Annotated in this window: 25 protein-coding genes; 10 read left to right on the forward strand and 15 right to left on the reverse strand. The window is 67.6% G+C overall.

Going from position 1 to position 23,442, the window contains the following annotated elements; all coding sequences use genetic code 11:
• The first annotated feature begins 9 nt into the window (after window positions 1–9).
• The 7 genes from N825_RS02815 (at window position 10) to N825_RS02845 (ending at window position 7,330) form a co-directional block, all read left to right on the forward strand.
• Complete coding sequence (locus tag N825_RS02815; RefSeq protein WP_245612991.1) at window positions 10–786, forward strand: DeoR/GlpR family DNA-binding transcription regulator; 777 nt, start codon at window positions 10–12, stop codon at window positions 784–786.
• A 61-nt stretch (window positions 787–847) separates the two neighbouring features.
• Window positions 848–1,804 carry a D-erythronate dehydrogenase gene (gene denD / locus N825_RS02820; RefSeq protein WP_037446781.1) on the forward strand — a complete coding sequence of 319 codons (957 nt, stop codon included), beginning with the start codon at window positions 848–850 and terminating at the stop codon, window positions 1,802–1,804.
• Window positions 1,805–1,855: 51 nt separating this feature from the next.
• On the forward strand, window positions 1,856–3,259 hold the full coding sequence (locus N825_RS02825; RefSeq protein WP_037446783.1) for a GntP family permease: 1,404 nt from the start codon (window positions 1,856–1,858) through the stop codon (window positions 3,257–3,259).
• Between the two features lie 35 nt (window positions 3,260–3,294).
• A complete protein-coding gene (gene otnC / locus N825_RS02830) occupies window positions 3,295–3,927 on the forward strand; it encodes a 3-oxo-tetronate 4-phosphate decarboxylase (protein WP_157618982.1) in 633 nt (210 codons plus the stop codon).
• Between the two features lie 49 nt (window positions 3,928–3,976).
• Window positions 3,977–5,404 (forward strand): MFS transporter, encoded by a 1,428-nt coding sequence (locus N825_RS02835; protein WP_037446787.1) that lies wholly within the window; start codon window positions 3,977–3,979, stop codon window positions 5,402–5,404.
• A 39-nt stretch (window positions 5,405–5,443) separates the two neighbouring features.
• Complete coding sequence (locus N825_RS02840) at window positions 5,444–5,857, forward strand: DUF2946 family protein (protein WP_198038157.1); 414 nt, start codon at window positions 5,444–5,446, stop codon at window positions 5,855–5,857.
• Window positions 5,858–5,947: 90 nt separating this feature from the next.
• Window positions 5,948–7,330, forward strand: coding sequence for a PepSY-associated TM helix domain-containing protein (locus tag N825_RS02845; RefSeq protein WP_037447624.1), 1,383 nt, complete (start codon window positions 5,948–5,950; stop codon window positions 7,328–7,330).
• On the opposite strand, the gene N825_RS02850 is transcribed toward N825_RS02845, so the two are convergent.
• Window positions 7,309–8,076: a class I SAM-dependent methyltransferase gene (locus N825_RS02850; protein WP_245612992.1), complete on the reverse strand. Its 768-nt coding sequence runs from the start codon at window positions 8,074–8,076 to the stop codon at window positions 7,309–7,311. The genes N825_RS02845 and N825_RS02850 overlap by 22 nt on opposite strands.
• Window positions 8,077–8,110: 34 nt before the next feature.
• The gene (locus tag N825_RS02855; protein ID WP_198038158.1) at window positions 8,111–8,929 is read right to left on the reverse strand and encodes a MipA/OmpV family protein; all 819 of its coding nucleotides are present in this window, start codon (window positions 8,927–8,929) and stop codon (window positions 8,111–8,113) included.
• A 317-nt stretch (window positions 8,930–9,246) separates the two neighbouring features.
• Here N825_RS02855 and N825_RS02860 point away from each other — a divergent pair, with 317 nt between their 5' ends.
• The 3 genes from N825_RS02860 to N825_RS02870 are packed head-to-tail and all read left to right on the forward strand — an operon-like array spanning window position 9,247 to window position 12,073.
• Entirely contained in the window at window positions 9,247–10,551 is a 1,305-nt protein-coding gene (locus N825_RS02860) for an NAD(P)/FAD-dependent oxidoreductase (protein ID WP_211098368.1), read from the forward strand.
• Between the two features lie 2 nt (window positions 10,552–10,553).
• Window positions 10,554–11,282 (forward strand): lysophospholipid acyltransferase family protein, encoded by a 729-nt coding sequence (locus N825_RS02865; RefSeq protein WP_037446797.1) that lies wholly within the window; start codon window positions 10,554–10,556, stop codon window positions 11,280–11,282.
• Complete coding sequence (locus N825_RS02870; RefSeq protein ID WP_245612993.1) at window positions 11,279–12,073, forward strand: glycosyltransferase family 2 protein; 795 nt, start codon at window positions 11,279–11,281, stop codon at window positions 12,071–12,073. The genes N825_RS02865 and N825_RS02870 overlap by 4 nt, the downstream gene beginning before the upstream one ends.
• Here N825_RS02870 and fabG read toward each other — a convergent pair.
• The 13 genes from fabG to N825_RS02935 form a co-directional block, all read right to left on the reverse strand.
• Entirely contained in the window at window positions 12,035–12,754 is a 720-nt protein-coding gene (gene fabG, locus N825_RS02875; RefSeq protein ID WP_037446799.1) for a 3-oxoacyl-ACP reductase FabG, read from the reverse strand. The two genes, N825_RS02870 and fabG, sit on opposite strands and share 39 nt — an antisense overlap.
• Complete coding sequence (locus N825_RS02880) at window positions 12,751–13,188, reverse strand: hotdog family protein (RefSeq protein ID WP_037446801.1); 438 nt, start codon at window positions 13,186–13,188, stop codon at window positions 12,751–12,753. Before N825_RS02880 ends, fabG begins: the two co-directional genes overlap by 4 nt.
• Window positions 13,182–13,979, reverse strand: a complete 798-nt coding sequence (locus tag N825_RS02885) for a beta-ketoacyl synthase chain length factor (protein WP_037447637.1) — start codon at window positions 13,977–13,979, stop codon at window positions 13,182–13,184. The genes N825_RS02880 and N825_RS02885 overlap by 7 nt, the downstream gene beginning before the upstream one ends.
• Window positions 13,979–15,172 carry a beta-ketoacyl-[acyl-carrier-protein] synthase family protein gene (locus N825_RS02890; protein WP_037447640.1) on the reverse strand — a complete coding sequence of 398 codons (1,194 nt, stop codon included), beginning with the start codon at window positions 15,170–15,172 and terminating at the stop codon, window positions 13,979–13,981. The genes N825_RS02885 and N825_RS02890 overlap by 1 nt, the downstream gene beginning before the upstream one ends.
• A gap of 81 nt (window positions 15,173–15,253) precedes the next feature.
• On the reverse strand, window positions 15,254–15,994 hold the full coding sequence (locus N825_RS02895; protein ID WP_037446804.1) for a class I SAM-dependent methyltransferase: 741 nt from the start codon (window positions 15,992–15,994) through the stop codon (window positions 15,254–15,256).
• Window positions 15,987–16,796, reverse strand: a complete 810-nt coding sequence (locus N825_RS02900) for a polysaccharide deacetylase family protein (RefSeq protein WP_051511466.1) — start codon at window positions 16,794–16,796, stop codon at window positions 15,987–15,989. Before N825_RS02900 ends, N825_RS02895 begins: the two co-directional genes overlap by 8 nt.
• Window positions 16,789–19,131 carry an MMPL family transporter gene (locus N825_RS02905; protein WP_037446808.1) on the reverse strand — a complete coding sequence of 781 codons (2,343 nt, stop codon included), beginning with the start codon at window positions 19,129–19,131 and terminating at the stop codon, window positions 16,789–16,791. Before N825_RS02905 ends, N825_RS02900 begins: the two co-directional genes overlap by 8 nt.
• Window positions 19,128–19,727: a LolA family protein gene (locus N825_RS02910; RefSeq protein WP_084164251.1), complete on the reverse strand. Its 600-nt coding sequence runs from the start codon at window positions 19,725–19,727 to the stop codon at window positions 19,128–19,130. Before N825_RS02910 ends, N825_RS02905 begins: the two co-directional genes overlap by 4 nt.
• Window positions 19,711–20,709: a lysophospholipid acyltransferase family protein gene (locus N825_RS02915; RefSeq protein ID WP_084164253.1), complete on the reverse strand. Its 999-nt coding sequence runs from the start codon at window positions 20,707–20,709 to the stop codon at window positions 19,711–19,713. Before N825_RS02915 ends, N825_RS02910 begins: the two co-directional genes overlap by 17 nt.
• Window positions 20,706–21,014 (reverse strand): ApeI family dehydratase, encoded by a 309-nt coding sequence (locus N825_RS39625; protein WP_483852541.1) that lies wholly within the window; start codon window positions 21,012–21,014, stop codon window positions 20,706–20,708. The genes N825_RS02915 and N825_RS39625 overlap by 4 nt, the downstream gene beginning before the upstream one ends.
• Entirely contained in the window at window positions 21,011–22,327 is a 1,317-nt protein-coding gene (locus tag N825_RS02925) for an AMP-binding protein (RefSeq protein ID WP_037446811.1), read from the reverse strand. The genes N825_RS39625 and N825_RS02925 overlap by 4 nt, the downstream gene beginning before the upstream one ends.
• The gene (locus tag N825_RS02930; protein WP_211098370.1) at window positions 22,324–22,959 is read right to left on the reverse strand and encodes a COG4648 family protein; all 636 of its coding nucleotides are present in this window, start codon (window positions 22,957–22,959) and stop codon (window positions 22,324–22,326) included. Before N825_RS02930 ends, N825_RS02925 begins: the two co-directional genes overlap by 4 nt.
• A complete protein-coding gene (locus N825_RS02935) occupies window positions 22,956–23,246 on the reverse strand; it encodes a phosphopantetheine-binding protein (RefSeq protein WP_342666005.1) in 291 nt (96 codons plus the stop codon). The genes N825_RS02930 and N825_RS02935 overlap by 4 nt, the downstream gene beginning before the upstream one ends.
• Window positions 23,247–23,442 lie beyond the last annotated feature (196 nt).

Genomic DNA, 23,442 nt, shown 5'->3' on the forward strand with positions numbered 1-23,442 from the left:
GCGGTCGCCATGGCGAAAGCCCCGATGATCCCGGCCGAGCGGCGGCATTTCATCGCGTCCAATCTGGCGGGGCGCGGTGTCATCAGCATCGCGGAGCTGACCGACCTGCTCGGCGTGTCGCACATGACGATCCGCCGTGACATCCAGCAGCTGGAGCGGGACGGGCAGGTGATGTCCGTCACCGGCGGCGTCCAGTTGCCGGAGCGGATTTCGGTCGAGCCGTCGCATGTCGTCAAGGCGCGGCTCCAGCACGGCCAAAAGGCCGCCATCGGCAAGGCCGCGGCGGAATTGGTGCCGGAAGGTGCCGTGATCTACCTGGACGCCGGAACGACCACGTTGGAGATCGCGCGGCGGCTGCCCGACCGTTCCGACATCACGGTGGTGACCAACGACTTCGTGGTGGCGGCGTTCCTGGCCCAGAACTCGGCCTGCCGTCTCTACCACTCCGGCGGCGAGGTCGAGCGGGAGAACCAGTCCTGCGTTGGGGAGTCGGCGGCCCAGTCCATCCGCCGCTTCAACTTCGACGTGGCGTTCCTGTCGACCTCGTCCTGGGGCATGCGCGGCGTCTCGACACCGGCGGAGAACAAGGTGCCGGTCAAACAGGCGATCGTCAAATGCGCGGTCAAACCGGTGCTGGTCACCGATTCCAGCAAATACGGCAAGGTTGGCACCTTCAACGCCGTTCCGCTCGAAGCACTCGGCGCCATCGTCACCGATGACGGGCTGGCGCCAAGCGTCCGCGACGCGCTGACCGGCATGGGCATCGCCGTCCACATCGCGGGCTGAGCCACGGCGGCAGCAGCGCCTGAACAAGCAAGCAACTCCAAGTCCAAGGGAAGTGAACACCATGAAACTCGTCGTCACCGGCGGCGCCGGCTTCCTCGGCGCCCGTCTGATCGGCACCCTCCTGTCCCAGGAGCGGCCCGCTGGATTCCCGGAATTCACGTCGATCGTCTCGGTCGATCTGGCGGCCTGTCCCGTCGATGACGCCCGCGTCCAGTCGGTCACCGGCGACATCGCCGGCAAGGCCTTCATCGAGAGCGTCATCACGCCGGATGTCGGCGCGGTCTATCACCTCGCCGCCGTCGTCAGCGGTCAGGCGGAAGCCGATTTCGACCTGGGCATGGCGGTCAACATGGCGGGAACGCTGACGCTGCTGGAGGCCTGCCGCAAGCTACCCCAGCCGCCGCGATTCGTCTTCGCCAGCTCGCTCGCCGTATTCGGCGGCAAGCTGCCGGATCTGGTGCCCGACGACATCGCCGTTATGCCGCAATCGTCCTATGGCGCCCAGAAGGCGATCGGCGAGCTGCTGGTCAACGACTTCTCCCGCAAGGGCTTCGTCGATGGCCGGGTCTGCCGCCTGCCGACCATCGTGGTCCGGCCCGGCAAGCCCAACGCCGCGGCATCGTCCTTCGCCAGCGGCATCATCCGCGAGCCGCTGGCGGGCGTCGACAGCGTCTGCCCCGTTCCGACCGGTACGCGCCTGTGGATCTCGTCGCCCGACACCGTGATCGCCAACCTGATCCAGGCCGCCGTGGTGGAGGCATCGCGGTTCGGTGACACCCGCACCGTCAACCTGCCCGGCATCAGCGTCACCGTGGCCGAGATGCTCGACGGGCTGGAGCGGGTCGGCGGCAAGGATGCCCGCGCCCGCGTCACCCTGGCGGAGGACGAGCGGATCAAGCGGATCGTGCTGAGCTGGCCCGGCGATTTCGACGTGACCCGCAGTCTGTCCCTGGGCTTCACCCGCGACGGCGACTTCGACGGCGTCGTCCGCGCCCACATGCGCGACCATGGCCAGTGACTTTGATCGGCCACCGTCCAAACAAGCAATAATCTCAAGGAAGCATACCCTATGAACGGCGCGGTCTCCGCGGTCGGGCCCACGGCCATCTATGGCTTGGGCTTCGCCATCTTCATCCTGATCGTGCTCGTACTGCGCACGAAGATCCATCCCGTGCTGGCTCTCGTCATCGCGGCGTCGATCTCGGGCATTTCGGCCGGCATGGCCCCCGAGGCCATCGTCAAATCGATCACCACCGGCTTCGGCGCCACGCTCTCCACCATCGGTCTCGTCATCGGCTTCGGCGTCATGATGGGCCGCATCCTGGAAATCTCCGGGGCGGCCGAGCGCATGGCGCTCAGCTTCGTCCGCACGCTTGGCGAGAAGCGCGAGGAATGGGCGATGACGGCGACCGGTTACATCGTCTCCATCCCGATCTTCTGCGACAGCGCCTTCGTCATCCTCAGCCCGCTGGTGCGGGCCCTGTCGCAGAATACCGGCAAGTCGCTCCTGACGCTGGGCATCTCGCTGGCCGGTGGCCTGATGCTGACCCACCACGCGGTGCCGCCGACGCCCGGCCCCCTGGGCGTCGCCGGCATCTTCGGAATCGACATCGGCCTGATGATCTTCTGGGGTGTCGTGCTGACCCTCCCCAGCACCATCGTGCTGGTTTGGTACGCCCGCTTCATGGGACCGCGCCTGGAGGCGATGATCGAGCGCGACACCGGCGAAAACCTCAGCGCCGCCTACCGGCAGTTCAAGGACGCCGAGCAGGCCCGCTCGACGGAGCTGCCGCCGCTTTGGCTGTCGGTTCTCCCGATCGTCGTGCCGATCGTGCTGATCTTCGTCAACACCCTGGTCGCCGGCATCGTCAAGGCCAGCGGCGACGCGTCCATGGCGGCCTCGCTGCCGGTCCAGGTCGCGGCCTTCATCGGCAATCCGGTCATCGCGGTCGGTCTGGGTGTCGTCGTGGCCGTCTATGGCCTGGCGTCGCGCCGTCCCCGCCAGGAAGTGATCATGGAGATGGAGAAGGGCGTCGAGAGCGCCGGCATCATCCTGCTGGTCACGGGAGCCGGCGGCGCCCTGGGAGCGGTCCTGCGCGACAGCGGCACCGGCCAGTACATGGGCGAGCTGGTGGCGACGCTGCCGCTTCCCGCCGTGCTGATCCCGTTCGTGATCTCGTCGCTGGTCCGGCTGATCCAAGGCAGCGGCACGGTCGCGATGATCACCGGCGCGTCGATCTCGGCTCCGATCCTGATGCAGATCCCCGACGTCAACATGGTGTTCGCGGCCCAGGCGGCGGCGATCGGCTCGATGGTGTTCGGCTATTTCAACGACAGCTACTTCTGGGTTATCAACCGCATGCTGGGCGTCCGGAACGCCAAGCACCAGATGCTCCTCTGGTCGGTCCCGACGACGCTGTGCTGGGCCACCGCCATGGTCACGCTGTTGATCTTCAACGCCCTGCTGGGTTGATCCATACTGGCTGGTGAAGGGAAGGGAACCGGATGATGAGGGAAAACGAAGCCCGCGAGGTGTTGTGCCGGATGGGCGACCTGTTGTACCGGCGCGGACTGGTCCATGGGTCCTCGGGCAATCTCAGCGTCCGGCTGGACGATGGCTGGCTGGTGACGCCGACCAACAGTTCGCTCGGCGCGCTGGACCCGGCGCAGCTGGCGCGGCTCGACGCGTCGGGCCGCCACATCGGCGGCGACCCGCCGTCGAAGGAGGCGTTCCTGCACACCTGCGTCTATGACGTGCGTCCGGACGCGGGAGCCATCGTCCACACCCACTCGACCCACTCGGTCGCCGTGTCGTGCCTGGACCACCAGCCGGGGGCGCCGGTCCTGCCGCCGCTGACGGCCTACTACGTCATGCGGGTCGGCGACTTGGCCCTGGTGCCCTACTACCGGCCCGGCGACGAACGGCTGGCAATGGCGGTCAAGGACGTCGCGGTCAAGCACGCGGCGGTGCTGCTGGCGAACCATGGTCCCGTAATCGCCGGCAAGACCCTCAACGACGCGCTCTACGCCCTGGAGGAGCTGGAGGAGACCGCGAAGCTCCACTTCCTCCTGCACGGCCACCCGATACGGCCACTAACGCCGGAGCAGGTCGCCGAACTGGGCGTCGTGTTCAAGAGCTAGGATCCGGACGATCCCGGTCCCCGATCAACCGACGAGAGGAGCGACCGGCATGTCCGGCGCGTCGAACGCCGGCTCACCTGGGCTGAGCGGCTTGAGATCGGTCGGAGCCCTCATGGTGCTGTGCGGGGCGATCTTCCTCGAGGGCATCGATGTCGCGATGCTCAACGTGGCGGCCCCCGCGATCCGTGCCGAGCTGGGTCTCGAAACGACCACCTTGAGCGCCGTGGTCAGCCTCTATGTCCTCGGGTACGCCGGTTTCATGCTGCTCGGCGGCCGCGCCGCCGATCTGCTGGGCAAGCGCCGCGTCTTCATGGCGGCGCTCGCCGTCTTCATCCTGTTCTCGGGCCTCGGTGGCTTCGCGACCGAGGGCTGGATGCTGCTGGTGGCGCGTTTCGTCACGGGCGTCGCTTCCGCCTTCATGACGCCGGCGGGGCTCGCCCTGATCACGGCGAACTTCGCCCAGGGTCCCGCGCGCAACCAAGCCATCCTGATCTATTCCGCCACCGGAGCCGCCGGCTTCTCGCTCGGTCTCGTCGCCGGCGGGCTGCTCGCGGCGGTCGATTGGCGGCTTGTCTTCTTCACGCCGGTCATCCTGGCCGTGATCATCTTCGCGCTGACGCCCATCCTGATCGCGGACGATGGGCGCCGGGACCGCAACCGCAACCGTTCGTTCGATCTGCCGGGCGCCGTGCTCCTGACATCGGCGATGCTGCTCGCGGCCTTCACCGTCACCCGGCTGGAGAACCCGTTCCACGCGCCGGTCCTCACGGTCGGCGCCCTCGTTACCAGCCTGCTCCTCGCCGCCGCGTTCATCGTGGTGGAAACGCGGCGGCCCGACCCGCTGGTCCGGCTCGGCATCCTGAGATCCGACCGTCTCGTCCGGGCCAATCTGGGGGCGCTGCTGTTCGCGGCCGCGTTCTTCGCGTTCCAGTTCCTGGTCTCGATCTACCTCCAGGAATTGTTGGGTTGGACCCCGCTCGAGACCAGCCTGGCGCTGCTCGCGGTAGCGGTCGACGCGGTCGTCGCGCCGACCGTGACACCCTGGCTGGTGACGCGCTTCGGCACGCCGAGGGTGGTCGTCGCGGGGCTCGCGCTGTCGGGCCTGTCCTACGCGCTGTTCCTGCGGCTCGACCTTGGCTGGACCTACGCCGCGATGTTCCCGTCCATGATCCTGATCGGGCTCTCCTTCGCCTTCGTCTATGGACCCCTGACCATCCTGGCCACCGATGGCATCGCCGAGGCGGAGCAAGGTCTGGCCAGCGCGCTCGTCAACACCTCGTTCCAGTTCGGCGCCGGCATCGGCCTCTCGGCGGCCAGCGCCATCAGCGTGCTGGCGCTTGGAGCCGACCCATCGCCCGACGCGCGCCTGGAGGCGATCCGGCTGGCCCTGTTGGTTCCGGTTGCCGCCATCAGCCTCGGCATCCTGGTGGCGGTCGGCGGCCTTCATCGGCAAACGTCCCGCGGGTGCATCCACTGACCGCTTGACCCGCTGATGGTCTTGGGTGAGTTTGCCGGCATGGCGAACAGGCGATCGGAACGGACGGGTTGGCAAAGGGCGGTTTTGACCGTCCTGTGCCTCCACGCGCTGGTCGTCCAGGGGATCTGGTCGGGCGCCATGCCCATGAGCCTGGCGCCGGCCTTCGACCCGATGGCGAGCATCTGCTTCGCCGACGGGTCCCACGGCTCCGCCTCCGGCCAGGACACCAACCAGCCGGGCGACCAGCCGGCCGATCACCAATCCAGTCCCTGCTGCGTCCTGTTCTGCCGCGCAGGCGCGTTGGGCGGGCCGCCGGCCGTCCTGCCCGAGCCAGTCGCCGCGTTCCAGCCGGCATTGGGTGCCGCGGCCCCGGTAATTCCGCGGGTGATCGCGAACCTGCCGGCACCGCTGAGGATATCGGGTGGCGCACGGGCGCCGCCCATCATGGCCTGAACGCTTCGTCGCATCCGCAATCCTTTCACACGCCGATCCCGCGCCGGACGCCATTCCGTGGCGCGCTGGATCGCGCGCGGAGTTCAGACCATGACATCCACCCTGTCCAGGGTGGCGCCCGCCAGAGAAGCGGCCGCCGCCTCCGATCTCTATCGCGCCGTATGGCGCTGGCATTTCTACGCCGGTCTGCTGGTGCTGCCGTTCCTGATCCTGTTGGCGGTCACCGGAGCGCTCTACCTGTTCCGCGACGAGATCGACGGCTTCGTCCACCGCGACGTCAAGGTGGTCGAGGCCCAGGCCACAGCCCAACGGCAACCTTCGGCCATCGTCGAGGCCGCCCTGGCGGCCCATCCCGGCACCGTCTTCAAGTACCTGCCTCCCGCCACCCCGACCGCCTCGGCGGAAGTGGGCGTCAAGACCGCCGATCTGGGGAAGATCTCCGTCTATGTCGATCCCCATGACGCGCGCGTGCTGGGCTGGATCGCGGACAAGGGCAGCTTCATCTGGGTGGTTCGCCAACTGCATAGCCTCGCCTATTTTGGTCCCATAGCGAGCGGCGTCATCGAGATCGCCGCCGGTTGGACGATCCTGCTGGTCGGAACCGGCATTTACCTTTGGTGGCCGCGACAGAGACGCGGGAGTGCCGCGCCGGGTGGGGTCGTCACCGTCCGCGGCCAACCCCGTCAGCGCGTGTTCTGGCGCGACACCCACGCGGTGACCGGCTTGTTCGTCGGCTTCTTCATCGTGTTCCTGGCGGTCACCGGCATGCCGTGGTCGGGCTTCTGGGGTGGCTACGTCAACCAGTGGGCCAACGGAAACAACTTCGGCTATCCGGCGGGAGTCCGCGTCAGCGTTCCCATGTCGGACGAACACTTGGCCCATGCCGGTCCGACCACCTGGTCGCTGGAGCAGGCCCGAATGCCCGAGTCCGCCGCCCAGCCGGGCGGCCCGATCGGCCTCGACGCGGCCGTCGCGATCTTCGACCGATTGGGCTTGGCCAAGGGTTACGCCGTCAACCCACCCGCCGGTCCCAGCGGCGTCTACACGGGCTCGGTCTATCCCGACGACCTGTCGCGCCAGCGGGTCGTCCATCTCGATCAGTACACCGGTAAGCCGTTGATCGACATGAGCTACGCCGATTACGGCCCGCTTGGCAAATCGCTGGAATGGGGGATCAACGTCCACATGGGCCAGGAATTCGGCTTGGCCAACCAGCTCGTGATGCTTGCGGTCTGCGCCGCCATCGTCCTGCTGTCGGTCTCCGCCGCCGTGATGTGGTGGAAGCGCCGGCCTCGGGGGAGCCTGGGCGTGCCGCCGATGCCGACGAATGCTGGGGCGATGTGGGGTGTCGTCGTCATCATGGCGATCGGCGGCGTGATCTTCCCGCTGGTCGGAGCGTCCCTGATCGTGATGCTGCTGCTGGATCGTCTGCTGACCCGCAAGCGGAGGGTTCAGGCCTTGCGTCCGCTGTAGTTCCGGAAGAGGTCGAACTCGACATCGCACCGGACCTGATCGAACCCGGCGGAGGTCATCGCGGCCGTGATGACCTCCGGCGCCACGCATTGGTCGATCGTCCGCCAATAATACCGCATCAGCGTCTGGCCGCCGGCACCGCCGCCGGTCAGCCGCGACACCAGCGGAACGACCCGGCCGAGATAGGCGCTGACGGCCCGCCAGACCATCGGCCGGGTCGGCCGCCCGATCTCCAGAAGCAGCACGGTGCCGCCCGGACGAAGCACGCGGTGGAACTCGCGGAAGGTGGCGTTCAGGTCGGCCACATGGCGCAACGCGTAGCCCATCGTGATGAAGTCGACGCTGGCGTCGGCCAGCGGCAGATCCTCCGCCAGCCCTTGGATCAGCGGAATGTCGAGCCCGCGCCGCGCCTCCGCCAGCATGGATTCACTCAGATCCAGTCCGATCACGTCGGCCCGGTCGCCACAGATCGCCACCGCCTGCCGCGCCACCAGCCCCGTTCCGATCGCCACGTCCAGCAGCTTCTTGCCCGGCACCAGCCCCGCCCGCGCCAGGCAGTGACGCCGGTACCAGGCACCCGATCCCATGGAGAACAGAAGATTGATCCGGTCGTAGTGATGCGCCGTGTCGTTGAACAACCCGCGCACGAAACCGGCCCGGCGATCCTTCTCCGGGTAATAGGCCGGCATGACGGGATGCGGCTCGATCGGCTTCGCCGACGGTGGGGCTTCGCGGTTTTCCAGCACCGTCAGATTCCGTCCGAGTCGATGGGTTTCACTTTCAATCCAGCAACTCCTCCACCCCGGTGGCGCGGCTGGACGAACCGTAGAGGGAGAAGGTCAGCCCGCCACCTACCGAGAGGTTGACATCCCGCCGGTAGAGCGGACTGTCGTCGTTGGTGGCTCCTGAGAACAACTCTCCCCGGACGGCGCCGAAGACGGCGATCCGCTCGGTCAAGGGCACCATCAACGTCGTCTGGACCCTGGATCCCAGATAGCCACCGTCCGCGTCAAAGGCTTGCCGTCCGGCGCGGACATATCGGGGATCCACTTGATAATAATAGTCCATCAGATGGCTGGTCGCGAAGATCGGCCCGGCGCTGATCCGGAACCGGGCGTCCCGGTCGAGCAATCCACCCCTGGCGTAGGCGATATCCGGGGCGAAGACCAAGCCGCGATACTGGATGTCCGAGAAGTCGGTCGAGAAGACTCCCCGCACCGGCACCGTCACGTCGATTCGCTCATTGGCGATGGCATCCTTGCGCAGGTTGATCTTCAGGGCCGGGCCGATCTCTCCCAGCAGGTCGATATCCGGCATGCCTTGGCGCGCGTCATTGTCGTCCGCCGACGATCCCAAGGCACCCTCCAGGCTGACCTCGAACGTCACCCGGTCGGAGCGATAAATGCGTCCCTGGACGCCGTCACGGTCGGCCCTCAGGAAATCGCCGCGATAGACCACATAGGGCAATGCCGCGCCCCGGAGGTGATTCTCGTCGGCCGCCGGGTAATCGGGCACATAGCCGACACCGCCGCCAATGCCGATCTCGAACAGCGGCTTGCCCGCTTCTTGGGCTTGAACGTCCGCCGGAGCGGTTGACATCATCGCGGCCAGGAAAAAGCCACCAACCGGAAAAGACCGCCTAGACCGCACCGCTCACCGCCATACCATTCACCCCACCATTTTCGCGCCGGCATTCTCCGTGCGCTCAATCAATCGGGCAAGCGGATTCCGGTTTGTCTTCACCGTCATCTCCACCAGCGTTACCGCGCACTCCTATGACTTTCGGTCAGGCGACCAGCCAAACGGGATTGACCGGTTTTTGCTGCTGGTTGCCGCCGCGGCCACTTTGGTAAAAGCGGGATCGGATCGGCGGTTGAACGGGGCGACCGAGCGGGGCATTGGAGCGGATGGTGACGATGGACGCGGAACTGAACTGCGATGTGCTGGTTGTGGGCGGCGGCCCGGCTGGTTCGACGGCGGCGGCCCTTCTCGCTGAGAAAGGCCATCGCGTGGTCCTGCTGGAGAAGGAGCGGCATCCCCGCTTCCACATCGGCGAATCGCTGCTGCCACTCAACCTCCCTCTGCTTGAAAAGCTCGGCGTCATGGAGGAGGTCGATCGCATCGGCATGTTGAAATACGGCGCCGAGTTCGTCTCGCCCTACCATGGCAAGGCCATCACCTTCGAGTTCGCCAACGCCTGGGACAAGGCGCTGCCCTACGCCTTCCAGGTTCGCCGGTCGGAGTTCGACCAGATCCTGTTCCGCAACGCCGCCGCCAAGGGTGCCACCACCGTCGAGGGCAGCAAGGTCACCGATGTGGAGTTCCCGGCGGAGGGCGGCGCCATCGCCACCGTCAAGACGGACGAGGGCGTGACCAGCACGGTGCGCGCCCGCTTCCTGGTCGACGCGTCCGGCCGCGACACGCTGCTGGCGAACCGCTTCGGTATCAAGCACCGCAACCGAAAGCACAACAGCGCCGCGATGTTCGGGCATTTCACCGGCGCCCACCGATCTCCCGGCAAGGCCGAGGGCAACATCACCGTGTTCTGGTTCGACCACGGCTGGTTCTGGTTCATCCCGCTGGCGGACGGCACGACCAGCGTCGGCGCTGTGTGCTGGCCCTATTACATCAAGTCGCGGAAAACCGACCAGACGACCTTCTTCAAGGACACCATAGCCCTTTGCCCGGCCTTGGCCGAGCGGCTGCGGGATGCCGAGTTGACGGGCGCCGTGACCGGCACCGGCAACTTCTCGTACCAAGCGGAGAGGATGACGGGGCGGGACCACATCATGTTGGGCGACGCCTTCGCCTTCATCGATCCCGTCTTCTCGACCGGCGTCTACCTCGCCATGAACAGCGCCTTCCGGGGCGCCGAGGCGGTCGACCTGTGCCTGCGCGACCCCGCGAGCCAAGCCAGCGCGCTGAGGAAGTTCGACCAGGAGATCCGGCAGGGGATCGGCACCTTCTCCTGGTACATCTACCGCGTCACCACGCCGGCGCTCCGCAATCTGTTCATGGGGCCGCGCAATGTCTTCCGTGTCGAGGAGGCCTTGCTGTCGCTGCTGGCCGGAGACGTGTTCCGGCCGTCGCCGATCAAGTCCAGGCTCCGTCTGTTCAAGGCGATCTACTACATCAACGCGGCGCTCGACCTGAAGACCAACTTCCTGGCCTGGAGGAAGCGCCGGCGCAACGTCCGCGTCCCGGCGGGCGAAACGGCCTGATCATGGTGGAACGGGCACGGTGCGCCTGGGAATACGTCCTGTTCTATGGCTTGCTGTCCCTGTTTGGTCTGATCTGCCTCGGGTGGAGCCTGCCGGCCGCGATACTGGACCTGATCTTGCCGCGCCGGATTGGCGGCCCGCTCAGCCGTTTCATGATCAAGACGGGTTTCCGGACCTTCATTGCCGCCATGCGGGCCTGCGGCATCCTCCGCTGCGACCTGTCGGCGTTGGATGGCTTGCGGGACGACGCCGGCCTCGTCATCTGCCCGAACCATCCGTCGCTGCTCGACGCCGTGCTGGTGCTGTCGCGCCTGCCCAGCGTCGTCTGCATCGCCAAGGCCAATGTCTACGACAATCTGTTCCTGGGCAGCGGCGCCCGGATGGCCGGTTATATCCGGAACGATTCGCCAGCGTCACTGGTCAAGGCGGCCGCCAGCGAGGTCCGGGCCGGACACCAATTGCTGATTTTCCCGGAAGGGACGCGGACCGAGCGTCCCCCGGTCAACACGCTCAAGGGCGGCTTCGCCCTGATCTCCAAGATCGCCCACGCTCCCGTCCAAACCGTCCTGATCGAGAGCAATTCCCGTTTTCTGGGCAAGGGCTGGGACTTCTTTCGGAAACCCGACTTCCCCTTGGTGTACAAGGTCAGGCTGGGCCAGCGGTTCGAGCCCGCCGCCGATGTCCGGGGTTTCGTCAGGAACCTGGAAAGCCATTACAGGTCCGAACTTTGATCCTCTCGCCCTCGACCACCCACCTCGTCCTGATCCCCAGTTACAACACCGGCCCGAAGCTGTTCGAGACGGTGCGCGCCGCCCGGCGCCATTGGACGCCGGTCTGGGTCGTGATCGACGGCAGCACCGACGGCACCGGCGAGGAATTGGCTCGGCTAGCCGAACGAGACCCCGGCCTGCGTGTCCTGACGCTGCCGGTCAACAGCGGCAAAGGCGCCGCCGTGCTGCACGGACTGAAGGAGGCCGAGAGGCACGGCTTCACCCACGCGCTGACCATGGATTCGGACGGCCAGCACCCGGCCGACATGATCGCCCGCTTCCAAGCCATCTCGGAGGCCAATCCCGACGCGCTCATCCTGGGCACGCCGGTGTTCGACGCCGAGGCGCCGCGATTGCGGGTCGGCGGTCGCAAGATCTCCAACTGGTGGGCGAACCTGGAAACCCTGTGGACGGGCATCGGCGACAGCCTGTTCGGCTTCCGCGTCTATCCCATAGCGCATCTGCGCGCCGTGATGGAGGGCAACCGCTGGATGCGCCGCTTCGACTTCGACCCCGAGGCCGCTGTCCGCCTATGCTGGCGGGGCCTGCGCCCGATCAACGTCCCGGCCCCCGTCCGCTACTTCCGTCCCGAGGAGGGCGGCGTCTCGCACTTCAACTATTACCGCGACAACGCCCTGCTGACCTGGATGCACACCCGCCTGATGCTGGGCTTCGTCGTCCGATTGCCGATGCTGGCGTGGCGGCGGGCGACGTCAGATCATCGCGCCGTTGATCGAGATCACCTGGCCTGAGATGTACGCCGCCCGGTCCGACGCCAGGAAGGCCACGAGGTCGGCTACCTCCTCCGGGCTGCCGGCGCGCTTCATGGGAACCATCCGCTTCACGGTCTCGGTGTCGAACGCGCCTTCCGCCATGGGGGAGGCGATGATCCCTGGCGCCACGGCGTTGACGGTGACGCCGCGCGACGCCAACTCCAGCGCCAGCGACTTGGTGGCGCCGTGCAGGCCGGCCTTGGCCGCCGCGTAGTTGGTCTGGCCGCGGTTGCCTGTCAGGGCGGCAACCGAGGAGACGCTGACGATCCGTCCCCAGCGGGTGCCGATCATGGGCATCAGCAGCGGTTGCGTCGCGTTGAAGAAGCCATTCAGCGAGACATCGATAACGCGGCTCCACTGCTCCCGCCGCATGCCCGGCATCACCGCGTCGTCGTGGATCCCGGCGTTGTTGACCAGGATCTGGATCGGGCCGGCTTCCAGCAAGCGCTCCAGCGCCGCCGTGGTGGCATCGGCGTCGATCAGGTCGAAGGCGACCGCCTCCGCCGAACCACCCGCGGCGGTGATGTCCTGAGCCAGCGCTTCGGCCCGCGCCATTCCGCCGTTGGCGTGGATGATGACGTGGCGACCTTCGGCGGCGAGCGCGCGGCTGACGGCGGCACCGATGGCGCCAGCGCCCCCCGTGATCAGAGCGCGCTTCATGATGATCCGCCCGCGTCGATCACGACGGCGGCGCGACCGGTCAGCAGGTCGACGGCTCCGGCGCGGATCGCGAAGCCATAGATCACGCGGTCGCCTTCCCCCATCAGTTTCTCAGCGTCGATGGTCAGATCCTCCGCGACGTCGTCCAGCCGCGCGACATGGCAGACGAGATCGCGGAGGCTGGCGAGATATCCGGCGGCGGGGCGCGAACCACCCGCCGTCAGGCCACCATGCGTCGCCATGGCCTGGGCCGCGTACTCGACCCCACAGACGGCGCCAAGCCGATCGCGGGACCGCAAGGGATTGTCCAGAGCGCGATGGCTGGACGCGACGCAGCGGATCGCCGACGCGTCCCACGACACCACGCCATCGAGCAGGCACATGGCTCCGGAATGCGGGATGAGCGCCGCGATATCCTCCCGGTTCATCAGCATGGCGGGGAGACCTTGACGGTGATTTGCTGGCTCGGTCCGAAGTCCAGGATAACGCTCGTCTCGCGTCCGCAGGCCAGCGCCGCCAGCAACGGCAAGCTCCGCGCGGCGGGATTTCCGGTTCTCAACGCTTCCAATCCGGCATCGGCCATCCGGGTGGCCTCGCCTGTCCGGGCGGACAGGGCGATGTCCAGTCGGGCCAGCGATCGGGAGGTTCGCTCCGGGTTCAGCAGCAGCGCCACGCCGAATGGCGCCACGATCCGTCGGACGGCGTCCAGCGGCGCGGGGTAGGGGAGATCGTAGGCGATCAGGGCCACCACCCAGCCATCGACGCTGGCCTCGGCCGCCGCCTCGATCAGACCGGCGGGGAAGCTGTCGTCCTCGCGCGATAGGCTGGTCGATGGCTCGCGCGACCGGGTCGCGATGCTCCAGTAGCCGGCGGGCGCGTTGTGGACGGAGTTGTGGAAGCGGGTCGGCGACAATTCCCGCTGGTCGGATGCCAGCGTCTCCAGGATCTGGTGCAGCGTGTCCGGATCGCCGCTGGACGACGTGAAGACCGTCGCGACCTCGGACGGATCGCGGTCCGCATGGGCCACCGCCTCGGCGCCGACCGCCATGGCGAGCCGCACCGTGGGCACGCAGCGGCGGCGCTCGGCGGCTGGCAGGAGCGGGCTGGGCGCCAGGGTCACGCCAACGTCGACATGGGGCCGCGCGCCCGCCAAGGCTTCCCGCGCCGCCGGCCAACCACACAGGCCAGGTCCGAGAACGCCGATGCCCTCCACATAGGTCCGCATCAACCGGCCCATCCGAAGATCAGGCTGCAATTGGTCCCGCCGAAGCCGAACGAGTTGGTCATCACCCTGTCCATGCGGGCGTCCTCGTTCGCGAGCAGGTAACGGCTCTGCAGGCGGGGATCCTGGGTGCGTGTCTGCGGGCTGCCGGGCATGAAGCCGGCCTTGAGACACAGCACGGAGATGATCGCCTCCACCACGCCCGCCGCTCCCAGCGTGTGTCCGGTGTAACCCTTGGTCGAACTCACCGCCGTGTCAGTGCCGAAGATCTCGATGATCGCCCGGTCTTCCGCCGCGTCGCCATAGGGCGTCGCGGTGCCGTGCAGGTTGATGTAATCGATCTCGCTGGCCGACAGATTGGCGCGGCTCAGCGCCCGCTCCATCGCCAGCCGGGCGCCGACACCTTCCGGATGCGGGCTGGACATGTGATAGGCGTCGTTGCTCTCGCCCACGCCCAGCAAGGTGACCGCGCCGGCGTCCGGTGCGCGATCCGCACGCTCCAGCAGGACGAAGCCGGCCGCTTCCCCCAGCGATACGCCGTCGCGGTCGATGTCGAAGGGCGCGCAGGGGCGCGACGACACCAGTTCCAGCGAATGGAAGCCGTACAGCGTCGTCAGGCACAGGCTGTCGGCTCCCCCCACCACGGCGGCGTCGCACAATCCCGCCTCGATCATCCGGACCGCGTTGGCGAAAACCTTGGCCGTCGTGGCGCAGGCGGAGGAGACGACGAAGGCGGGTCCCGACAGTCCCAGGCGGCGGCTGACGAACTCAGCCAGCGCCCCCGTGCTGTGGGTCGCCGCGAAGTCGTAGCCGGGAGGCAGCGCCCCGGTCACGGGATCGCGGTGGCGGTAGGCGACCTCGGAGGTGAGGATGCCCGACGTGCTGGTCCCCAGGAAGACGCCGATGCGCTCCGCCCCATGGCGGGCCACGGCATCGGTGACGGCGACCTCGAAGCCATCAAGCTCCAGCGCCATGTTCGCCAGACGGTTGTTGCGGCATTCGAAGGCGGCGAGGTGCTCCGGAAGCATCGCCCGATCGACGCCAGCGACTTCACCGACATGGGTTTCCAACGTCACCGTCTCGAAGGTGCAAGGCTTCAATCCGCCGCGCCCGGTGCGCAGGGCTTCCAACGTCGCGTCCACCCCCGGACCCAGGCTGCTGACGATGCACACTTGACTGACTTTGAGGGACTGCAATTCCGTCTGCTTCACGACTGTGGGAGGTAGGGCCGCCGGCACCGCCGGAATGATTGATAGCGAAATGGCACCATTATCAGTTCAGTCAACGGAAGGGTAGTTTGCATGCGCATCGTTCCGTCGGCGGGCGACGAAAAGGACGTTGCCGAAGGGTGTCCCCTCGCTCATCGGGGTTGCCTCGGCGTCCAGCCCCAAGCGTCCCAATAGGGCAACCCATTCCGATGCCGGGCGGTAACACAACGGCTGGCGCCACTGCCTGCGCGACCAGCAGGCCAGCCGTTCCGCCCAGCGGGTGACCTGGAACGCCGCGCCGCCACCGGCGTTGGCCTCGCGCAGCACCAGGACGCCATCCGGCTCCAGCGCCGCGACGCAGCGGGCGAGGACCTTGGCCTGTTCGTCGTGATCCAGATAGAGCAGCACGTCGAGGATGACGATCGCCGCGGCTTGGGGCAGGGGCGCGTCGCGGATGTCACCCCGCGTGATGGCGGCGCCGGCGCCCAGGGCCGAGCGCGCGACATCTGAGCGGCGGCGCCCCAACTCGACACCGTGAAGCTCCAGGTCGGGAGGAGCGGGCCAGTCCGGGGGCCACTCTCCCGCGGCGCTCCGCTCCACCGCGGCCTGAAGCAGCGCCATCAGCACCCCTTGACCACATCCCAGGTCGAGCAGGCGGCCGCGCGCCGGCAGCGTCGCCGAACGGAGCAGGAAGCGGAACACCGGATCGCCCCGAAGTTTTCCTTTGGCGAAATGCCACGCGTAACGCCCGCTCCGCCGATACGGCATCGCCGCCGCGTCGACCAGCTCCCGGAAGAACGCCTCAGGCATTCGGAACCCCGTCGAGCGACACGGCGGTCAACCCCCGCGTCGAAAGCTGGTCGAGCAGCACCGGCAGCACCTCCAGCGCGACCGCGCGACCCGATGCGGCACGCGCGGCGGAACCGTCGTGGAGCATGAGGAGATCGCCGGCGGCCAGTCCGCGTGTCAGGCGGCGTGTCACCCTGGCGGGATCGCGCCAGACCGTGTCGTAGCCGCGTCTGGTCCAGGTCGTCAGGCGCAGGCCCATCTCCGCCAGCACCGGCTCCAGTAGGGGATTGCGCAGTCCGGCCGGCGCCTTGAAGAAGCGGGGCGGTCGGCCCGTCAGATCGTGGAGAAGACGTTGCGCCTCCCCGACCTCGCGCCGGATCGCCGAGGGGCCGAAGGTGGCGAAGCTCTTGGGATGGCGCCGGGTGTGATTCTCCACGCCATGGCCGCGCCGGACGATGTCGCGGACGATGCCGGGATGTAGGGCGGCGCGATCCCCGATGCAGAAGAAGCTGGCCTTGGCGCCGGTGGCGTCCAGCAGATCGAGGACCGCCGGGGTCACGGCCGGGTCCGGCCCGTCGTCGAAGCAAAGCCCGACCTGACCCAGGCCCGCGTTGGCCGCAGGTAGCCGGGTCAGGTTCGGTCCCAGTAGGCCACTGCGCGGCCACAGCCCCACGGCTCCCAGCAGCGCGTGATTTCCCACCACCGCCGCCAGCGCCCAGGGCCACCCCGCCGGTGCCGCGACGGCTCCCAGCGCCGCCGCCGCGTGCAGCGCCATCGACCCCCGGATCAAGGGTGACGGTTTCCAGCGGCGCCGGTCAGGCATGCTCGGCCGCTCCTCGATGGCCGCCGAGCACCGCCGCGAAGACCAGACTCAGGAAGGCGCCGATCGCGACCGTCAGGCCGATCCCATGGAGCACCGGGATGCTGGAGAACGACAGGGCGCCGAAGCCGATCACGGTGCAGAGATTGGCTATGGTCACCGAGGCGACCGTCCGTTCGCGGAGAGCGGGGGACGGCTCCGGTCGCTCGAACAACAGGGAATAATTGGAGCCGACCCCCACCACCAGCAGCAAGCCGACGAGGTGGAAGATGGAGAGTTGCTGGCCAAGCGCCGTCAGGATCGCCGTCGTGATCACAACGGCCGCCGCCAGGGGAAGCACGGCCGCCGCGAGCGAACGAACCGATCGCAACGCCACGCCGAGCAGCACCGTGATCGCGGCGCCACCCAGCAGCGCCAGTGTCAGCGCCTCCTGCCGGTAGGTGCGGTACAGCCAGTCGGATTGTTCCTTCAGGTCGAGCAGTACCGCCGACTGTCCACCAACACCGTCGGCGATCGCCTTGGCATCCGCGACGCCCCGCAGCGGCAGCATCGCCGTCCATCCCTCGCCGTTCCGGACCAGCAGGCTATCCAGCTTCAGTTTCAGGTTGGTGCCGTCGAGACTGGATGGATCCAACGTGGGCGCGTTCCTGGCCGTGGCGACATCGTTCAGGAAAGGTTCGAACACGTCGGCGCGGAAGGGCATCCCCTCGAGCGCTTGGTTCAGGTTGGCGCGGAGCGTTTCCGGATCGGGCAGGGATTGCCGCCGCGCCCGCTGCATGGCCTCGCTCGGCAGGAGGGACGCGGGGGTGTCGAATCCTTCAAGGGCACGCTGTCGGATCAACTCCTCCAGCGGTCCCGTCAGCCGCTCGGCGGCAGCCAAGGCGCCATCGCGATCGGCGGCGCTCGCGATCAGCAGGTAACCGACATCCGGCGCTCCGAGGTCGCGGCGAAGTTGTTCGTCCAGCCCCTGGTCCGCGTCGGAAACCGGGCTTAGGCTGGAGAGCTGACCTGACCAGATGCCGCCTCCCTGGAAGCCCAGCCACCCCAGCGACACCAGCACCGCGGCGAACAGTGGCAGCCTCAGCCTTGGCGCCGCCGTCGCCAGCGCCATCAGCGGCGGTGCGATCCGGGCCGGCCTGTCGGTCGAGAACTCCGCTGGCAACAGGGCCGGCAGCACCCAGCGGGTCACGCAGAGCGCCACGACCAGCCCGGTGATCGAGAACAGGCCCAACTGCGCCAGACCGCTGAAGCTCGAGAACAGCATGGCGCCAAAACCGACCACCGACGTCATCACCCCCAGCAGCAGGGTCCGCCAGATCCTGGGCAGCGTCCGGTCGGCGGATGTTCCCGGAAGCGTCTGTGTGAACAGGTAGATGGCGTAATCGACCGTCTCGCCCAGCAGGGTGACGCCGAAGCCCAGCGTGATGCCGTGGACCACGCCGAAGCCGAGGCTGACCGCCGCGATGCCCGCCAGGGTGCCGCTCAGCGCAGGCAGCAGCGAGAGCGCCAGCACGCGTGGCGACCGGTAGACCAGGAACAGCAGTCCCGCCACGAGCGTGGTCGCGGCGATCGACGACACCTTGACATCCGCTTCGATGGTGTCGCGCGTGGCGACCGAAAAGACGCCCGGACCCGTCATCAGCAGGCGCGCCTCGTCCGCCGCCGCGACACCGCGCGCCTCGTCGAAGGCGGAGCGGATGCGGTCGAGCGTGAGTTGCTGGGCGTCCAGTTCGAAGCCGGGCGCCGTCGTCTGGACCAGCGCCAAGGCCCGCGTCCCGTCTGCCGAGAACCACACGCCGTCGCGGCTGGCAGGGCCGCCGCCGCCCAGCAACCTGTCCGACAGGTACAGGATCTCGGCGGTGGGGTCGCTGGGCAGCGCCCGCTTGAGGAACATCCCGGCGGGCGAGCGCAGCAGGCGAAGGTCGTTCTCCAAACTCTCCCGCAACCCAGCCGGCGTGAACCGCTCCGGCGTGACGGCTCCACTCAGCAGGTAGCGGTTGTTCCACAGATAGGCCCGATCGGCTTCGACCCCGAAGTCCTCGCCATTGGTGACGCTGGCGATCAGGGGATCTCCCCGCAGGCGGGCGGCCGTCTCCCGGCTGACGCGGGCCAGGGTGTCGGCTGGCGCCTCTTCCATCGCCACCAGCACCAGCCGGGAGACCACGCCGTCGCGCAGTTGATCGACCAGGATCCTTTGCTCGGCGGACGGTGACTCGGGCAGGAAGGCGGAGAGATCGGCGGTGACCGTGGCGTTGGCCACCACCACGGCGCAGACGATCATCCCGGCCAGCCAGATCGCGACGGCCCGCCACCGCCGCCAGCCCCCACTTCGGATCATGCCGGGCCCGGCAGGATCGTCATCGAGGACTGGTCGCCATCGGTCTGGTAGATGTCGACCTCTCCGATCGCGCCGTCGCGTCCCGAGATCACGATCAGCCGGACCATCTCCCGCACGCTCTGACCCAGGGGGGCGAGCTGAAGCCGCCACCCGGCGGCCTCGCCCTCCAAGGCCACATTGTAAAAGCGCTTCAGCGTCGAGAGGTCGCCGCGCAGGGTCGCGCGGATGCTCTCCACATAGGCCTCGATCTCCGGCATCGCCGACAGCCCGACCGAGCGGGTGACACCATCCGCCTGGGTCAGTGTCAGGCGGTCGCCATCGACCCGCAGGCTCTCCTCCCTCGGCTGGAGCGTCCGCTTCTCCACCATGTCGGGCCGGGTGTAGGACAGGGTTCCGGATGTCTCGACCGGCTCGGTCAACAGGCTGACGGTGTCGCGCTGGATGAAGCGCGCCTCGGAGGACTTGACCTCGGCCAGGACCGCCATCAGCCGCTCCAACCCCCAGCCGTCGGCGGCGAGCGCGGGTGCCGCCACCAGCATCACCAACACGGTGGCGAGCGCGGCGAGACGCCGCCCCAGGCTATTTCCAGAAATCATAGAAGTTGAACCAGTTGTAGGGAGACAGCCGGGCGTAGTGTTGCAGCCGGTCGGCGAAGCGCCCGGCCGCCCACCGGACCAAGGCCGATCGCTCCGGACCCTGTTTGTGGAGACCGATGTTTTCCGGTGCCGAAACGTCCGAGAAGTCGGCGAGTTGCTCGAAATGGACATCGTAGCGCCGGCCGCCTCCATACAGGCCGACCATCAACACGACGGGCCGCTTCAGCATGGCCGCCAATTGGAACGGTCCCAGCGCGAAGGCGGCCGGTTCCCCCAGGAAGGGCAGGCGGATCTCCCCCTCGCCGTCGAGCGTGCGATCCGCCAGCATGCCGACGAAGTCGCCGCGGTCCAGGCTCCCGCGCACCCGCAGCATGGAGTCCGGTTGTCCCAGGCTGATCACCTCCAGGGCCAGCGCCGGGTTGATCGCCGCCAGCACGGAATTGACCTTGCGGGCGTTCTCCTCGTACATCACCAGGGTGACGCGGAGACCGGGTTGCTTGCGCCCCAGTGTCCTGATCGCCTCGAAACTTCCCATGTGGGCACCCAGCAGCAGGCACCCCTTGCCGCGCTCCATCATCTCGACCGCGATCTCCTCGCCATGGACGTGGATATCGAATTCGTCCGTCTGGTCGTTCAGGAAGAACACCCGGTCGAGCAGGCATGCGGCGAAGACATGATAGTGCCGGAAGGCGTCGGCGAAGGTCGGCGGCTTGGGCAGCACCTTGGCCAGGAACTTCGACGACGCCCTGCGGGGCTTGCGGGAGAACACTACGAAGTAGAGGCAGATGGGATAGAGCAGCAGCCGCGCCGCCCTGCGGCCGAGCCGCAACGCGACCCAGACGATGAACTTGATGGCGCCGGTGGTGCTGCGCTCAGGCCGCGCGATCCACTCCTTGGGCTTCGAGCGTCTGATCCTCCGGACCGCCACGACCGGCTGGGCGCCGGTGCCGGCCTCCGTCTTCTCCGCGGTGTTCCTGGTCATCGGGCGAGGCTGCCGGTCAGCACGCGGGTATCGCCGACCCTGCAGGTGAATCGCGACTCACCGTTGGGCGATGGTGACCACTCGATCACCATGCCATCGCCCGGCCGCACCGGGTGCAGGAACTTGGCCGAGCGAATCGCGCAGGATCCCGCTGGCTGACCATTCGACGCCGAGATCACGCCGATTACCGTGTCCAGCAGGGTGGCGCCAGGAATCACCGGATTACCAGGGAAGTGACCGGATGCTGTCGGGTGGTCCACGGGAAAGTGGTGTTCGGCATGATGGGCCACGGTATGCGAACTCACTTGCCGGGACGGGGGTCGTTGAACAGCCGGGTCAGCGCGTCCCGCGTCAGTTTGCCCGTGGCGTTGCGGGGCAGCGCCTCGACCAAACGGAGCGGACGGGGCAGGAACGCCGGATCGATCCGTTGGCGAAGCCGGTGCATCAGCGTTTCGACCGTCAAGCCCGGCGCCACCGCGAAGGCCGCCAGACGCCGTGCGCCCTGGCCGGTGTCCTCGTCGGGCATGACGAACACGCCATCGACGACGCCCTCGATCGAGTTCAGATGGTGGTTGAGATAAGCCAGCGAGCTGCGCTTGCCCGCGATGTTGACTTGGTCGGCCGCCCTGCCATGCAGGATGAACCGTTCCGGCCCGTTCAGTTCGATCACATCGGCCAGCAGCGTCTCACCCTTCAGGAAGTCGCCGGACGCCCAGGTGCCTTGATCGTCGCTCCTCAAGCGGACGCCGTCGATGCAAGACCATTCCGCGGTCGCCCGGGTCCGCCGCACCGCCAACTGGCCCGTCTCCGAGCAGCCATAGATCTCGTGGAGCGGCGCCTCCAGCCTGATCTCCGCGTCGATCGCCAACTGGGGCGCCAGGGGCGCCGTGGCGCACAGGATGAAGTCCAGCTTCGGCAATCGGACGCCATCCGCCAGCAGGGTCCGAAGGTGGACCGGCGTCGTCACCAGGATGCGGGGGCTTCCCAGCTCCCCAAGCGCGGAGGATATATCCTCCGGATAGAACGGGCGCCGCGCGTGCAGCGCCAAACCATGCTGGAGCGCCAGCAGGATGACGGATTCCAGCCCGTACATGTGCTGGTGGGGCACCGTTCCCACCAAGCCCGCCGCCCCCAGGACCGGAATGCCCATCGCGGTTCCCGCTCCCCGGACGCTGCGGGCCAGGGTGCCCCAAGTCTTGGCCTGTGGCATCGGCTCACCGGTGGAACCCGAGGTGAAGGCGATCGCGGCAACCTGATCGGCGGGAAAGGTGGGGATCTCGAACGCCGTCACGTTGGCGGGGCGGTGCGAGACCATATCCAGGCCGTCCGAGTCGGTGAGATGAACCAAGCTTAAATAGGCGTCGCCGAGCCGCCGCAGCATCTCCGGAGTGTCGTTCGGGGGCAGCAGGCTGATGGCGCCACGCGTCAGCGCCGCGCCGAACCCTACCGCGAAGCCGAGGCGGTCGGTGCGGAGGTTCAGGACATGCCCGCCTGTCGGGAGCCGTTCGGCCAGCGCCGTGACCGCCGCCAGGAAGGCTCCAGCGGTCACGGGCCTGCCGCCACGCCATGCCACCACGGCGTCGGCGGTCGCGTGGCCGATCAGGGGAAAGCGGGTCATCGCTCCGGTTGCTCCGCGAAGACCCGCACGACATCGGCGATCGAGCCGTGGGCGTGGTTGGCGAAGCGCCACAGACGGTAGGAGTATTCCGCCATGAACATCGCGACGACCAGCGGCAGGTCCAGCACGTTGACGAAAAACGACCAGACCGGGGTGGGCGCGAACAGGAACAAGGCGGTGGACATCAGGATCTGCCCGGCGAAGAACAGGCACCATGCCCAGGTGACGCGCCGTGTATAGGCTTCCATGTCGTCGGTCAGGTCACCGCGCACCTTGCGCGCGATCGTGGTGATCAGCGGTTCTCGCCCCTCCGCCAGTGTGCCGGCGAACAGCGCGAGCAAACCACCGTGGATGGCGGCGTGACCGATGCCCGACGCGGCGATCAGCCCGTCACGCGCGGAATACCATGACAGCAACGCCAACGCGGGCGCCACGATGAAACCGATCCAGCGCTGCCGGGGCGCCAGGCGGGAGATCGTCAGGCCGGCAACCACCGCCTGGACCAGGGCCAGCGCGCCCGCCGTCGCGGTGCCGCCGCCGGACACCACCGCGCCATGGATCGCCACGGAATAGCAGACGAGCGCCAGCAGCCCGGCGCCGGTCCCGGCCCAAGCCGCACCGCGCCGCATCACGCCGCTTTGTGCCGTTGGATGTGATCGTTCAACCGGCGCAGCGACGCGAAGATGGTGACGTTGTCCGCATCGTCCGACCGCAGCTTGACACCGTAGGTTTTGGAGATCGCCAAGGCCACTTCGAGGATGTCGATGGAATCCAGGCCAAGCCCCTCGCCATAGAGCGGAGCTTCCGGGTCGATGTCTTCCGGCGCGACCTCGAGATTGAGCGTGTCGACAATGAGGGTTGCCAACTCAAGTTCAGGTCTGACCATCGAATTCACTTCACTCATCGTGCCCTGCGCCAATGACGTATCCACGCCTATCCGGTTTCGGGTAATCCAATCGCGTTAAATCATCAGGATCATTGATCCATCAAACGCGGTGGACTGCCCTACTGACCGGCGGGAAGATAGCGTTATTTTGCGTGCTTTGTCACGACCCGCGTGGGGTCTTGCAACTGTCTATTCCGAATTTGCTATGTTGCGCGCGGGGAAGCCAATT

This window comes from Skermanella stibiiresistens SB22, assembly GCF_000576635.1.
GTDB lineage: Bacteria > Pseudomonadota > Alphaproteobacteria > Azospirillales > Azospirillaceae > Skermanella > Skermanella stibiiresistens.

Bases quoted from the DNA above. Each gene is read 5' to 3' on its own strand.
- N825_RS02905 (WP_037446808.1), bottom strand. From the start codon at position 19,131: ATGATCCGAAGTGGGGGCTGGCGGCGGTGGCGGGCCGTCGCGATCTGG.
- N825_RS02860 (WP_211098368.1), top strand. From the start codon at position 9,247: ATGGACGCGGAACTGAACTGCGATGTGCTGGTTGTGGGCGGCGGCCCG.
- N825_RS02835 (WP_037446787.1), top strand. From the start codon at position 3,977: ATGTCCGGCGCGTCGAACGCCGGCTCACCTGGGCTGAGCGGCTTGAGA.
- N825_RS02815 (WP_245612991.1), top strand. From the start codon at position 10: ATGGCGAAAGCCCCGATGATCCCGGCCGAGCGGCGGCATTTCATCGCG.
- N825_RS02915 (WP_084164253.1), bottom strand. From the start codon at position 20,709: ATGACCAGGAACACCGCGGAGAAGACGGAGGCCGGCACCGGCGCCCAG.
- N825_RS02840 (WP_198038157.1), top strand. From the start codon at position 5,444: ATGGCGAACAGGCGATCGGAACGGACGGGTTGGCAAAGGGCGGTTTTG.
- N825_RS02910 (WP_084164251.1), bottom strand. From the start codon at position 19,727: ATGATTTCTGGAAATAGCCTGGGGCGGCGTCTCGCCGCGCTCGCCACC.
- N825_RS02825 (WP_037446783.1), top strand. From the start codon at position 1,856: ATGAACGGCGCGGTCTCCGCGGTCGGGCCCACGGCCATCTATGGCTTG.
- denD (WP_037446781.1), top strand. From the start codon at position 848: ATGAAACTCGTCGTCACCGGCGGCGCCGGCTTCCTCGGCGCCCGTCTG.
- N825_RS02855 (WP_198038158.1), bottom strand. From the start codon at position 8,929: ATGTCAACCGCTCCGGCGGACGTTCAAGCCCAAGAAGCGGGCAAGCCG.
- N825_RS02925 (WP_037446811.1), bottom strand. From the start codon at position 22,327: ATGACCCGCTTTCCCCTGATCGGCCACGCGACCGCCGACGCCGTGGTG.
- otnC (WP_157618982.1), top strand. From the start codon at position 3,295: ATGAGGGAAAACGAAGCCCGCGAGGTGTTGTGCCGGATGGGCGACCTG.
- fabG (WP_037446799.1), bottom strand. From the start codon at position 12,754: ATGAAGCGCGCTCTGATCACGGGGGGCGCTGGCGCCATCGGTGCCGCC.
- N825_RS02865 (WP_037446797.1), top strand. From the start codon at position 10,554: ATGGTGGAACGGGCACGGTGCGCCTGGGAATACGTCCTGTTCTATGGC.
- N825_RS02880 (WP_037446801.1), bottom strand. From the start codon at position 13,188: ATGCTGATGAACCGGGAGGATATCGCGGCGCTCATCCCGCATTCCGGA.
- N825_RS02900 (WP_051511466.1), bottom strand. From the start codon at position 16,796: ATGCCTGACCGGCGCCGCTGGAAACCGTCACCCTTGATCCGGGGGTCG.
- N825_RS02885 (WP_037447637.1), bottom strand. From the start codon at position 13,979: ATGCGGACCTATGTGGAGGGCATCGGCGTTCTCGGACCTGGCCTGTGT.
- N825_RS02895 (WP_037446804.1), bottom strand. From the start codon at position 15,994: ATGCCTGAGGCGTTCTTCCGGGAGCTGGTCGACGCGGCGGCGATGCCG.
- N825_RS02845 (WP_037447624.1), top strand. From the start codon at position 5,948: ATGACATCCACCCTGTCCAGGGTGGCGCCCGCCAGAGAAGCGGCCGCC.